Consider the following 11,966-nt stretch of genomic DNA (forward strand, 5'->3'; position numbering starts at 1 on the left):
TCCGTCGTCGGCAGCGTCAGATGTGTATAAGAGACAGGATTAATCCCTATAAACTCATTAACAAAAAAAATATATGGTATTTACAAGCTACCGAAAATAGCCGGTTGAAATCCTTTTCATTAAGCCAGATTAGCTGGTTTGATGTTCAAAAAAACTTTTTTACTCCTGATGAAAATGTCCGGGAACTGCTGGAAAAAAGCCTCGACCCGTGGGTGTCCGAAACTACTTTCACCGTGAAAATATTCATTAAGGATAATATTTCACATTACTTCCTGCGCCGCGATCTCCTGCCGGAACAGGAGCTGCTGGAGGAGCGGCGCGGCGGCGTCACGCTGCGCTGCCAGGCGGCACACGAAAACCAGATCCTGCCGCTGCTGTTCTACTGGCTGCCGAATATTCAGATCCTGGAGCCAAGCTGGCTGAAGGAGAAGCTCATCAAGACGCTGGAAAGCTACCTGTCGATGGAGCGCAGCCCGGAAAACCACGTGATCTCAATCACATAATTTCCCCGACCAGCGGCGAGCCTGAACCACTCGCCGCGTCCTTTGACCGCTCACCCATCACTTTCAACCACTCACTCATTTACCGCCCTTTACGCGCGCGCGGATCTGGCACGATCGCTCCAGCATTAATCAATACCTCCTCACAACGAACCCTGACCCTTTTTTCTTTACATAAAAAACCAGGTCTTACTATGGATACTAAAAAACTACTTAAGCACGTGCCCTGGGCCTTACTCGGGATCCTCGGCGCTTTTTGTCTGGCGGTTGTCGCATTACGCCGGGGCGAACACGTCAGCGCCCTGTGGATCGTGGTCGCGTCGGTTTCCGTCTACCTTGTGGCCTATCGCTACTACAGCTTATACATCGCGCAAAAGGTCATGAAGCTCGACCCGACGCGCGCCACCCCGGCGGTCATTAACAATGACGGTCTGAACTACGTGCCAACCAACCGCTACGTGCTGTTTGGTCACCACTTTGCCGCCATTGCAGGCGCTGGCCCGCTGGTCGGCCCGGTGCTGGCCGCCCAGATGGGCTACCTGCCAGGTACGCTCTGGCTGCTGGCGGGCGTGGTGCTGGCGGGTGCGGTGCAGGACTTTATGGTGCTGTTTATCTCCTCGCGCCGTAACGGTTCGTCGCTGGGCGAGATGATCAAAGAAGAGATGGGCCGCGTGCCGGGCACTATCGCCCTCTTCGGCTGCTTCCTGATCATGATCATCATCCTCGCGGTGCTGGCGCTGATCGTGGTGAAAGCGCTGGCCGAAAGTCCGTGGGGCGTCTTCACCGTCTGTTCTACCGTACCGATTGCGCTGTTCATGGGCATCTATATGCGCTTCCTGCGTCCTGGGCGCGTGGGTGAAGTGTCGGTCATTGGTATCGTACTGCTGGTCGCCTCCATTTACTTCGGCGGCGTGATTGCGCACGACCCGTACTGGGGCCCGGCGCTGACCTTTAAAGACACCACCATCACCTTCGCGCTGATCGGTTACGCGTTCGTTTCCGCCCTGCTGCCGGTGTGGCTGATTCTCGCTCCGCGCGACTACCTGGCGACCTTCCTGAAAATCGGCGTGATCGTCGGGCTGGCGATCGGGATTGTCATCATCAACCCTGAGCTGAAAATGCCGGCGGTGACGCAGTACATTGACGGCACCGGTCCGCTGTGGAAAGGCGCCCTGTTCCCGTTCCTGTTTATTACCATCGCCTGCGGCGCCGTGTCTGGCTTCCACGCGCTGATCGCTTCCGGCACCACGCCGAAGCTGATGGCCAACGAAACCGACGCGCGCTTTATCGGTTACGGCGCGATGCTGATGGAGTCCTTCGTGGCGATCATGGCGCTGGTAGCGGCGTCGATTATCGAGCCAGGCCTGTACTTCGCGATGAACACTCCACCGGCGGGTCTGGGCATCACCATGCCAAACCTGCATGAGATGGGCGGGGAAAATACCGCGCTGATCATGGCGCAGCTGAAAGAGGCCAGCGCACACGCGGCGGCGACCGTCAGCTCCTGGGGCTTCGTGATCTCGCCTGAGCAGATCATGCAGACCGCGAAGGACATTGGCGAACCGTCCGTGCTGAACCGCGCAGGTGGCGCGCCGACGCTGGCCGTGGGTATCGCACACGTGTTCCACAAAGTGCTGCCGTGGGCGGACATGGGCTTCTGGTACCACTTCGGTATTCTGTTCGAAGCGCTGTTCATCCTCACCGCGCTGGATGCCGGTACCCGTGCGGGCCGCTTCATGCTGCAGGATCTGCTGGGCAACTTCGTGCCGTTCCTGAAGAAAACCGACTCTCTGGTAGCGGGTGTTCTGGGTACTGCCGGGTGCGTAGGCCTGTGGGGCTACCTGCTGTATCAGGGCGTTGTTGACCCGCTCGGCGGAGTGAAGAGCCTGTGGCCTCTGTTCGGTATCTCTAACCAGATGCTGGCAGCCGTTGCCCTGGTGCTCGGTACCGTCGTCCTCGTGAAGATGAAGCGCACCAAATACATCTGGGTGACCGTGGTTCCTGCGCTGTGGCTGCTGCTCTGCACCACCTGGGCGCTGGGCCTGAAGCTGTTCAGCACCAACCCGCAGCTGGAAGGCTTCTTCTTCATGGCTAACCAGTACAAAGAGAAGATTGCCGCAGGCGGCGCGGATCTGACCGCGCAGCAGATTGCCAACATGAACCATATCGTGGTGAACAACTACACCAACGCGGGTCTGAGCATTCTGTTCCTGGTGGTGGTGTACAGCATTATCTTCTACGGCATCAAAACCTGGATGAAAGTGCGCAACACCGATGGCCGTACGGATAAAGAAACCCCGTACGTGCCGGTGCCGGAAGGCGGCGTGAAGACCTCTTCACACCATTAATTAAGCCTGTCACTGTAGGCCCGGATCGCTGCGCGCCTCCGGGCTTCTTCTATCTGGAACTCCCAATGTTTGGTAACTTAGGCGAAGCAAAAAAATACCTCGGTCAGGCGGCGAAAATGCTGATTGGCATTCCGGACTATGACAACTACGTTGAGCATATGAAGACCAACCATCCGGATAAGCCGTACATGACCTACACCGAATTCTTCCGCGAGCGTCAGGAAGCGCGCTACGGCGGAAGTGGAGAAGGCGGCGTCCGCTGCTGCTAAAGGAGAGACCATGACCCCGATTGCCGTTACCCTGCTGACCGGTTTCCTCGGCGCCGGTAAAACCACCCTGCTGCGCCACATCCTGAATGAACAGCACGGCTTCAAAATCGCCGTCATCGAAAACGAATTTGGCGAAGTCTCCGTTGACGATCAATTAATCGGAGACCGCGCCACGCAAATCAAAACCCTGACCAACGGCTGCATCTGCTGCACCCGCTCTAACGAGCTGGAAGACGCCCTGCTGGACCTGCTCGACAGCCGCGATCGCGGTGACATCGGCTTCGACCGCCTGGTGATCGAGTGCACCGGCATGGCCGACCCCGGCCCGATTATTCAGACCTTTTTCTCGCACGATATTCTTTGCCAGCGCTACCTGCTGGACGGGGTGATTGCCCTGGTAGACGCGGTCCACGCCGACGAGCAGATGAACCAGTTCACCATTGCCCAGTCTCAGGTGGGCTACGCCGACCGCATTCTGCTGACCAAAACCGACGTGGCAGGCGACAGCGAAAAACTCCGCGAGCGCCTGACGCGCATCAACTCGCGCGCGCCGATTTATACGGTGACGCATGGCGATATCGATCTATCCCAGCTGTTTAACACCAACGGCTTTATGCTGGAGGAGAACGTCACCACGAAACCGCGCTTCCACTTTATGGGAGACAAGCAAAACGACGTGGCGTCGATTGTGGTGGAGCTGGACTATCCGGTGGACATCAGCGAGGTCTCCCGGGTAATGGAAAACCTGCTGCTGTCGTTTGCCGACAAGCTGCTGCGCTACAAAGGCATGCTGTGGATCGACGGCGAGCCGAACCGCCTGCTGTTTCAGGGCGTACAGCGCCTGTACAGCGCCGACTGGGACCGCCCGTGGGGCGATGAAGCGCCGCACAGCGTGATGGTGTTTATTGGTATCCAGCTGCCGGAGGAGGAGATTCGGGCAGCGTTTGCAGGTCTGAAGAAATAACCGCCTTGCTTCCCCTCTCCCCTGTGGGGAGAGGGGAAGGATGAGAGGTAAAATTATTTCAACGCCTCCGGCAGCGTCACAATCCACAGCTCGCTCTCTGACTCCGGCTTCTTCAGCGGCTTCACGCTGAGCGTGGTTTCCACCGGTTTATCGTCCAGCGTCAGCTTGCCTTCCTCGTTCACCCGATAGTCTTTGAGCTTTTTGCCCTCGACCGGATGCTGCATCGCCACCTTCACGCCAAAGTCGTTATCGTTCGCCACCGCAAGCCGTTTGCCGTCGATCAGCGCCAGCCCTTCGGCCTTCTCCTGTTTCCAGCCCAGCGCGCGCAGATCGACGACCTGCGTTTTTGCAGCAAGGGTAATGCCGCGCTGTGCCAGTGTTTTCTCATCATCAAACTCCGGGTACTCGCCCGGCTTGTCGAAAGCGGTCAGGTCGCTCGCCTTGCTGAGATCCACCTTGTAGATAAGGTTACGCATCGCGTCATTTTTATCCTCACCCTGTTCAATCAGCAGGATGTGCTGGTCGTCCAGCGCCACGATGTCGCCGATTTTAGCGTCGCTGTTTTTGCTGTAGGCCGCGCTGTCGATGGGGTAGCCGTACATCGCCGTTTTCCCGGTCGCCGGGTCGAAGCTGACCAGACGCGTAAACAGCGCCTGCTTTTTGCTCTTACCGTCGATATCCAGCGTGCTTTGCACGGCGGCGATAATCCGCCCGTCCGGCATCCGGGTCAGGCCTTCAAAGCCCCGGTTCGGCTGGCGCCATTTAATAACGTTTGGCAGACCGCCCGCGATGGATTTTTCCCCTTCCGCCGCCTGCGGCCCGTGGATCGCCAGAATTTTCCCTTTGCTGTCAACGTTCATCAGGAACGGGCCATACTCGTCGCACAGCCAGAAGCCGCCCTTGCCGTCCGGGGTGATGCCTTCCGTGTCCAGCCCGCGGTTGTCACCCTTCAGAATTTTGAGGGTATCGCTGAACGCCACCTCATTGGTGGCTCCAATCACGCCGCTTTGCAGCGGCAGGCCGTTAATCTCGCCTTTATCATCATGCAGCGGGCGGGCATCCGTTGCCTCCGCTTTGCCGTTCTGAACGCGGATGGTCATCAGCAGCGGCGCGAAATCCGGCGTGACAAAAATTTTGGCTTCGTTTTTACCCATTTTGGGCGCATCGGCGTTAGGACCGCGATCGGTTACGGTCGCGAAGGTCAGAGCATCGCCCTGCTTGCCCGTAAACAGCAGGCCGGAGCCAATCCCTACCGGGAGTCCATTCGGAAACGCACCGGCAAACGCGCCGCTGTATTTCACGTGTGAGCCGTCAGGGAAGCTGACAACATAGTGCTCAGCCGTGGGCTGCGCCGCCAGGCCAGAGAAAGAGAGCGTACAGCCGATAAGCACAGGAATGATTTTTCTTTTCATATTGTTAGCATCCGGAAAGTGAAGCCCACAACGTAATGAACAAACGTGTCAGAAAAATGACATGGAAAGGAAACGTGGCCGGACATCTGAACGAATAATGACCATAAAAATGTAAAAATTTGTTTTTTTATGTGATTTTAGAAATGGAATTGGAAATTATTAGAAGCGCAATTAATGCATCTCAAATCACTATCCCTGCCTCGTTCAGATTTCGTTTAGTCAAAAAATTAAACTGTTCCTCAACACCTGAAATTTGCGCGTTGACACACCGACAACCCAACTTAAGCGTTACAAATAAAGATAAAAGAATTAACAATTACAGCATGAAAAGTCGATTTACATCACATTTGCAGTCATAAACATCGCTTGTTAAGGTGCCCCCAGATTAATTTGATGATGAGGCACGAAACATGAAAAAACTGAACATTCTTCTTCTTTCTGCACTGACCGCCATTTCGGGTTCCGCACTGGCAATGGGCGGCAGCATTGAGCAGGGTAAAAACTTTACCAACCTCAACCTGGAAATGGGCAAATCCTCATCCGGTGTTTATCTCGAAAGTAACTGGCTGAAAAACACCGATGACGGTACCCAGACCGGTGGCGTGGGCGCAGGCTATAACCTGGAAGTGGGCCCGGTGATGCTGAATGCGGGCGCAAAAGCCATCTACATCGGCCCGAAAAAAGGCGATAACGGCGTGGCCTTCCCGATTGGCGGCGGCGTAAATGTTGCGCTGACCGACAACATCCACGTCTATGGCGAAGGTTATGCGGCACCAGAAGGCCTGAACAACAGCGTGAAAAACTACGTTGAAGCTAACGGCGGCGTAAGCTGGACCCCAATCAAACCGGTTACGCTGAAAGTGGGCTACCGCCACGTGAGCGTTGACGGTAAAGATGGTCGTCCAAACCACACCCTGATTGATGGCGCATATGTCGGCGGTGGAGTTAGCTTCTGATGAAACACCGCATTACCGCGCTTTGCGTTCTGAGCCTCACGCTGATGCTCACTGGCTGCGTCCAGTACAAATGGGTAAAACCGGGCGTGAGCGACGCTGAGATGAATAAAAAGCTCACGGAATGCGAAGCGCAGGCCCTGATCGATCTGCCTCCGGATAACGTAGTGACCGGTTCGAGCTCGGAAAAAACGGACAAAAAGAACAAGAAAAAGGATATTTCCACGAGCTACACGGTTGAAGACGCGAATGAATATCGCCGGGATACGTTAGTCGACAGCTGCATGTTCAAAAGCGGCTGGGACAAGATCGAAGTACAATAATCAACTGAAAAAACCTGCCAACCGGCAGGTTTTTTTATTACCTCTTACTTACGCACCACCACCAGCTTCTGGTTCACAAACTCTTTGATCCCCAGATCCGACAGCTCGCGTCCGTAGCCGGAACGCTTCACGCCGCCGAACGGCAGCTCTGCTGCGGTATCGGTGAGCCAGTTGATGTACACCATCCCGGTCTCGATCCGCGACGCCATTTTCTTCGCGCGCTCAATGTCCTGGCTGAACACCGCCCCACCCAGGCCGTAGTGGGAGTCGTTCGCCAGCGCGACCGCCTCGTCGTCGTTTTTCACCACGTACATCTGCGCAACCGGGCCGAAGAACTCTTCGAAGTACGCCGGGTTCTCACGCGATATATTCGTCAGGATCGTCGGTTCGAAGAAGCTCCCGTCGCGCTGCACCGGCTTGCCGCCAAAGTGCAGCGTGGCACCGTTTTTCACAGCCTCGTTAACCTGTTTGGTCAGCGTTTCCAGCGCATCTTTGGAAGAGAGCGGCCCCAGCGTGGTGCTCTCGTCCAGCGGATCGCCAATATTCACCTGCTTAAACGCCTCGGTAAATTTGCTGAGGAACGCGTCGGCAATTTTCTCGTGCAGGATAAAGCGCTTCGCCGCGGTACAGACCTGCCCGGCGTTGTTGAGCCGCGCATTCACGCCAATCTTAACCGCTTTATCCAGGTCCGCGTCGTCCAGCACCACGAAGACGTCGTTACCGCCCAGTTCGAGGGTCGATTTCTTAATGTGCTTCGCCGCCTGCGCGGCCACCACGCTGCCCGCCTTTTCGGAGCCGGTTAGCGCTGCGCCCTGCACGCGATCGTCTGCGATGATATTCGCCACCTGTTCGGACGAGATAAACAGGTTCGTCCACGCCCCTTCCGGCGCACCCGCCTCGCGCACCAGATGTGCAAAGGTCTCGGCGCAGTGCGGCACGATGCTGGCATGCTTGGCGATAACGGGGTTACCCGCCGCCAGGTTTGGTGCCAGGACGCGCATCAGCTGGTAGTACGGGAAGTTCCACGGCTCGACGGCCATCAGCACGCCGATGGGGTGATGCTCCACCCACGCTTCCCCAAGTTCAGAGTCGTACTTCACCGGGGCGAGGAACTGCTTCGCGTTGTCGGCGTAGTAGCGGGCGATCTGCGCGCAAAGCTTCACCTCGCCGCGGCTCTGTTCGATGAGCTTACCCATCTCCTGGCTGGCAATTTTGGCCAGATCCTCCACGCGCTCGTCGATCAGGTCGGCAAGCTTATGCAGCACCGGCAGGCGCTGGCTGATGTCACCTTTCGCCCATTCCGAATGGTAAAGCGCATCGGCCGCCTTCAGCGCCGCTTCGATATCCGCGTCGGTATGTGAGGGGTATTCTTTGATGAGCTGGTTAGTGGCAGGATTTACTGTCTGATAAGCCATATCGAATCTCCATGTTTTACCGCTTAGGGTATTAAGGGTAGTCAACATGACTGGCTGTGGACGTAAAGTTGGGTATATCCGGAAGGTTCTGAGTTAAGCAGTGCCGGACGGTTCGCTGACGTGGTATAAAAAACGTCCAGAAGGAGTTACCATGACCGATACCCGACACGTTCGCCAGACTTTTCACCGCGCCTCAGGCATTGAGCTGCGCAGCACCTGGCAAAGCACGCGGGCGTACAAACGCCACTGTCACCCTCAACTCTCCATCGGGGCGATTGTTGAGGGCCAGACCTGCTGCGTGTGCCATGACCAAGAGTACATTCTTCATCCCGGGGACCTCATTGCGATCCCGGCTTATGTGCCGCACAGCTGCAACCCCGTCGACGGGCAGCCGCGCAGCTACCATATGCTCTATATCGACACCGATCTTCCTCTGGCGATACAGGTGATTCGTAACCCTGCCCTGTTTGCCCATTACCTGGACGTCGTTAAGACAATGTCTCCAGCGTCCGTTGAGGCGCTGCTTTCTGCCCTTCCCCGCTGCGTGGATAACGCAGACGCGCTTCGCCCAACCAGCCAGCAGGTTCAGGAGGCGTTTCTTTCCAATCTCACCAGCCCGCCCTCTCTCGACGAACTTGCCCAACGCTTCTCGCTGCGCAAGGAGACGCTGATCCGCACCTTCCGGCAGGACACCGGCCTGACGCCGGGCAGCTTCCTCAACATCTCCCGCGTGGAGTTCGCCAAAGCGCGGCTACGTGCCGGGGACGACATCGCCGACGTCGGCTACCAGAGCGGCTTTGCCGACCAGAGCCATTTTCATAAGACCTTCGTCAGCTATACCGCCGCCACGCCGCGCCAGTACGCCACGGGCCGATCAATATCAGACAATAAATAGGTTCTGCAGCGCCGTAGCCTGTCCTCAGATGGTTAACTGAGGTCGCTATGGAACTGTTCTTCCCTTCCGCTTTTCTCGCTCTGGTGCTGGCGCATTTTGTTGCGCTGTTGAGCCCGGGTCCGGATTTTTTCCTGCTTGTGGGCTACGCGGCGCGCTACCGACTGCGCGGCAGCGCCGGGCTGTGCGTCGGCATCGCCGCGGGTAACGCGCTCTATATTGTTCTGGTGATTATCGGCTGGAGCGCGCTGCGCCAGTTTACGTGGCTGTTTACGCTTATCGAGGTATGCGGGGCGCTGTACCTGCTGTGGATCGGCTCGCATCTGGTGCGCAGCCAACCGCAGGCACTGGCGCTGAATGAACCCCGTCAGCGCTGCCCCTCGCTGCGCAAGCAGATCCTGCTGGGGCTCGGCTCGGCGCTGCTTAATCCGAAGAACGCGTTGTTCTATCTGGCGCTGATGACGGCGTTACTCGGGCCGGACGTCACGCTGCTTCAGCAGTCGACCTGCGGTCTCTGGATGGTGATGGTGGTGCTGGTCTGGGATCTGGCGCTGGTGTCGATGATGGGGCTATCGGCGGTGCAACAGAAGCTCAGCCGTTCGCTGTGGTGGATTGAGCGCACGGCGGGCGTGGTGCTGATGGGGTTTGGCGGGTGGGTGCTGTGGCGATTTTTGCACTTTTCCCCCGCTTCCCTCTATCCTTAACCCATGGAAAAAATCGCTGAACTCAAACGCGCCAAGCTGCTGGCGCTGTCGCTGCTGCTGATTGCCGCCGCGGCCTTTGTCACCACCCTCTTCCTGCCGCAGACCTTCTGGGTGCGCGGCGTCAAAGCCATTGCCGAGGCGGCGATGGTCGGCGCGCTGGCGGACTGGTTTGCCGTCGTCGCGCTGTTCCGCCGGGTTCCCATTCCGTTTATTTCGCGCCATACGGCGATTATCCCGCGCAATAAGGACCGAATCGGCGACAATCTTGGCCAGTTCGTGCAGGAGAAGTTTCTTGATACTCAGTCGCTTGTGGCGCTGATCCGCCGCTATGAGCCAGCGCAGATGATTGGCGCCTGGTTCAGCAAGCCCGACAACGCCCAGCGCGTCGGGCTGCATCTGATGCAGGTGATGAGCGGTTTTCTCGAGCTGACCGATGACGGACGTATTCAGCGCCTGCTTAAACGGGCGGTGCATAAGGCCATCGACAAGGTGGATTTCACCGAAACCAGCGCCGTCATGCTGGAGAGCATGACCAAAAACAACCGCCATCAGGTACTGCTGGACGCCATCATCAACCGCCTGATTACCCTGATTCAGCGGGAAAGCACGCGGGAGTTTATTGCCGATCAGATTGTCCACTGGCTGAAAACCGAACACCCGCGCAAGGCGATGGTGCTGCCTACCGAATGGCTGGGCGATCAAAGCGCGGAGATGGTGTCGAACGCGGTGAACACGCTGCTGGACGATATCAGCCACGACCGCACGCACCAGATCCGCCAGGCGTTCGACCGCGCCACGCTGAAGCTTATCGACAACCTGAAAAACGATCCGGAAATGGCGGCGAAAGCCGACAACATCAAGCACTATCTGAAAAACGATGAGGCGTTTAACCGCTATCTGGGCGAGATGTGGGCTGACCTGCGCCAGTGGCTGAAGGCGGATATGCAAAGCGATGACTCGCGCGTGAAGCAACGCATCGCCAACGCCGGGCTGTGGTTTGGCGAAACGCTAACAAACGACGCCAGCCTGCGCGCGTCGCTGAACGAGCATCTGGAGCAGGCCGCGCACCGCGTCGCGCCAGATTTCGCCGCGTTCCTGACCCGCCACATCAGCGACACGGTCAAAAGCTGGGACGCCAAAGACATGTCCCGCCAGATTGAGCTGAACATCGGCAAAGACCTGCAGTTCATCCGCGTCAACGGCACGCTGGTGGGCGGGACGATAGGCCTAATCCTGTTCTTACTCTCGCAAGTCCCAACGCTTATCCATTCAGCGTCCTGAGGATCAGCGCCTTCATGCTGGTAATAGCTGCATTGGGGGAGGCGCTCCCCTGATGCAGGGCGATACCCAGCTCTCCTGCATCTGGCAGCAGGTGGCTGTCGATCCGTAACGTCTCGGGCAGACCAATACGCGTGCGGAGCGTAATACCCAGCCCCGCGCTAACTCCCGCCCACAGCCCGCTCAGGCTATAGCTGGTATAAGCGATACGCCAGGGAATACCTGCGGCATCCAGTGCCGCGATGGCCCGGCTTCGCAGGAGGCAGGGCGCGTCAAACATCACCAGCGGCAGCGGCTCACCTCGTTGCAGAAGGACCTCAATGTCCTCGCGGGACCGGCAAATCCATGCCAGCGGTTCGCTTCGCACGTAGTCGCCTTCTCGACCTTCCTGCCAGACCAGCGCCAGATCGAGTTCATTCGCCGCCACGCCGCGCAGCAGCGGCGGGTTGCGATCGACACGTGCCGTCATGCGAAGCTCAGGGTGTTGTCTGTGAAAATCGCCGAGGACCTTCGGCATCACGGACTCGCCAAAGTCCTCCTGCATACCCAGCCGTACCTCGCCCTGAAGCAACTCACCTCTGATAGCCCGGAGCGCTTCATCATTTAATACCAGCATGCGTCGGGCGTAGCTCAGCAAAATTTCACCCTCTCGGGTCAGTGCCAGTGTACGCCCCTGCTTAACGGTCAGAGCCACGCCACACTGCTGCTCCAGCTTTTTTAACTGGGCACTGACCGCAGAGGTGGACCGACACAGCCTGTCCGCCGCCTCGGCAAAACTGGCGGACTGAATCCCCTCCACAAAGCTGCGCAGCGCGTCCAGGTCTAATGCTGAAAAGCGTTTATCCATATCATCCTCATTTTCAGGACATTCAGTCCTGAACATTGCGATTTTATTTATGGTGGCAGCC

12 protein-coding genes are annotated in these 11,966 nt (G+C 57.5%); 9 read left to right on the forward strand and 3 right to left on the reverse strand.

Annotated elements, in window-relative coordinates; genetic code table 11:
- The 4 genes from HBA26_RS16055 to yjiA form a co-directional block, all read left to right on the forward strand.
- Positions 1–503 (forward strand): WYL domain-containing protein (locus HBA26_RS16055; RefSeq protein ID WP_166720957.1); only part of this gene is annotated, 503 nt, incomplete at its 5' end.
- A 191-nt stretch (positions 504–694) separates the two neighbouring features.
- Positions 695–2,848 carry a carbon starvation CstA family protein gene (locus tag HBA26_RS16060; protein ID WP_088204609.1) on the forward strand — a complete coding sequence of 718 codons (2,154 nt, stop codon included), beginning with the start codon at positions 695–697 and terminating at the stop codon, positions 2,846–2,848.
- A gap of 65 nt (positions 2,849–2,913) precedes the next feature.
- The gene (locus HBA26_RS16065) at positions 2,914–3,117 is read left to right on the forward strand and encodes a YbdD/YjiX family protein (RefSeq protein WP_003856610.1); all 204 of its coding nucleotides are present in this window, start codon (positions 2,914–2,916) and stop codon (positions 3,115–3,117) included.
- A gap of 10 nt (positions 3,118–3,127) precedes the next feature.
- Positions 3,128–4,081 carry a GTPase gene (yjiA, locus tag HBA26_RS16070; RefSeq protein ID WP_048959792.1) on the forward strand — a complete coding sequence of 318 codons (954 nt, stop codon included), beginning with the start codon at positions 3,128–3,130 and terminating at the stop codon, positions 4,079–4,081.
- Positions 4,082–4,134: 53 nt separating this feature from the next.
- On the opposite strand, the gene HBA26_RS16075 is transcribed toward yjiA, so the two are convergent.
- Positions 4,135–5,493 carry an esterase-like activity of phytase family protein gene (locus HBA26_RS16075; RefSeq protein ID WP_166720958.1) on the reverse strand — a complete coding sequence of 453 codons (1,359 nt, stop codon included), beginning with the start codon at positions 5,491–5,493 and terminating at the stop codon, positions 4,135–4,137.
- A 410-nt stretch (positions 5,494–5,903) separates the two neighbouring features.
- Here HBA26_RS16075 and HBA26_RS16080 point away from each other — a divergent pair, with 410 nt between their 5' ends.
- Both HBA26_RS16080 and HBA26_RS16085 read left to right on the forward strand, forming a co-directional pair.
- Complete coding sequence (locus HBA26_RS16080; RefSeq protein ID WP_049138647.1) at positions 5,904–6,449, forward strand: YfaZ family outer membrane protein; 546 nt, start codon at positions 5,904–5,906, stop codon at positions 6,447–6,449.
- A complete protein-coding gene (locus HBA26_RS16085) occupies positions 6,449–6,769 on the forward strand; it encodes a hypothetical protein (protein WP_028015390.1) in 321 nt (106 codons plus the stop codon). Before HBA26_RS16080 ends, HBA26_RS16085 begins: the two co-directional genes overlap by 1 nt.
- A gap of 44 nt (positions 6,770–6,813) precedes the next feature.
- On the opposite strand, the gene HBA26_RS16090 is transcribed toward HBA26_RS16085, so the two are convergent.
- Positions 6,814–8,184 carry an NAD-dependent succinate-semialdehyde dehydrogenase gene (locus HBA26_RS16090; RefSeq protein WP_126345415.1) on the reverse strand — a complete coding sequence of 457 codons (1,371 nt, stop codon included), beginning with the start codon at positions 8,182–8,184 and terminating at the stop codon, positions 6,814–6,816.
- Positions 8,185–8,335: 151 nt separating this feature from the next.
- Between HBA26_RS16090 and HBA26_RS16095 the strand changes: the two genes are divergently transcribed.
- The 3 genes from HBA26_RS16095 to HBA26_RS16105 are packed head-to-tail and all read left to right on the forward strand — an operon-like array spanning position 8,336 to position 11,061.
- The gene (locus HBA26_RS16095) at positions 8,336–9,079 is read left to right on the forward strand and encodes an AraC family transcriptional regulator (protein WP_126345414.1); all 744 of its coding nucleotides are present in this window, start codon (positions 8,336–8,338) and stop codon (positions 9,077–9,079) included.
- 47 nt (positions 9,080–9,126) lie between these two features.
- On the forward strand, positions 9,127–9,780 hold the full coding sequence (locus HBA26_RS16100; protein WP_100171024.1) for a LysE family translocator: 654 nt from the start codon (positions 9,127–9,129) through the stop codon (positions 9,778–9,780).
- Between the two features lie 3 nt (positions 9,781–9,783).
- The gene (locus HBA26_RS16105; RefSeq protein ID WP_047363829.1) at positions 9,784–11,061 is read left to right on the forward strand and encodes a DUF445 domain-containing protein; all 1,278 of its coding nucleotides are present in this window, start codon (positions 9,784–9,786) and stop codon (positions 11,059–11,061) included.
- On the opposite strand, the gene HBA26_RS16110 is transcribed toward HBA26_RS16105, so the two are convergent.
- A complete protein-coding gene (locus HBA26_RS16110) occupies positions 11,042–11,905 on the reverse strand; it encodes a LysR substrate-binding domain-containing protein (protein ID WP_100171023.1) in 864 nt (287 codons plus the stop codon). The two genes, HBA26_RS16105 and HBA26_RS16110, sit on opposite strands and share 20 nt — an antisense overlap.
- Positions 11,906–11,966 lie beyond the last annotated feature (61 nt).

The organism is Enterobacter sp. 725m/11 (genome assembly GCF_011683705.1).
GTDB classification, from domain to species: domain Bacteria; phylum Pseudomonadota; class Gammaproteobacteria; order Enterobacterales; family Enterobacteriaceae; genus Enterobacter; species Enterobacter bugandensis.

What these genes read in the sequence shown, in the direction of transcription:
- HBA26_RS16065 (WP_003856610.1), top strand. Translation starts at nt 2,914, where the DNA reads ATGTTTGGTAACTTAGGCGAAGCAAAAAAATACCTCGGTCAGGCGGCG.
- HBA26_RS16090 (WP_126345415.1), bottom strand. Translation starts at nt 8,184, where the DNA reads ATGGCTTATCAGACAGTAAATCCTGCCACTAACCAGCTCATCAAAGAA.
- HBA26_RS16060 (WP_088204609.1), top strand. Translation starts at nt 695, where the DNA reads ATGGATACTAAAAAACTACTTAAGCACGTGCCCTGGGCCTTACTCGGG.
- HBA26_RS16100 (WP_100171024.1), top strand. Translation starts at nt 9,127, where the DNA reads ATGGAACTGTTCTTCCCTTCCGCTTTTCTCGCTCTGGTGCTGGCGCAT.
- HBA26_RS16095 (WP_126345414.1), top strand. Translation starts at nt 8,336, where the DNA reads ATGACCGATACCCGACACGTTCGCCAGACTTTTCACCGCGCCTCAGGC.
- HBA26_RS16080 (WP_049138647.1), top strand. Translation starts at nt 5,904, where the DNA reads ATGAAAAAACTGAACATTCTTCTTCTTTCTGCACTGACCGCCATTTCG.
- yjiA (WP_048959792.1), top strand. Translation starts at nt 3,128, where the DNA reads ATGACCCCGATTGCCGTTACCCTGCTGACCGGTTTCCTCGGCGCCGGT.
- HBA26_RS16105 (WP_047363829.1), top strand. Translation starts at nt 9,784, where the DNA reads ATGGAAAAAATCGCTGAACTCAAACGCGCCAAGCTGCTGGCGCTGTCG.
- HBA26_RS16085 (WP_028015390.1), top strand. Translation starts at nt 6,449, where the DNA reads ATGAAACACCGCATTACCGCGCTTTGCGTTCTGAGCCTCACGCTGATG.
- HBA26_RS16075 (WP_166720958.1), bottom strand. Translation starts at nt 5,493, where the DNA reads ATGAAAAGAAAAATCATTCCTGTGCTTATCGGCTGTACGCTCTCTTTC.
- HBA26_RS16110 (WP_100171023.1), bottom strand. Translation starts at nt 11,905, where the DNA reads ATGGATAAACGCTTTTCAGCATTAGACCTGGACGCGCTGCGCAGCTTT.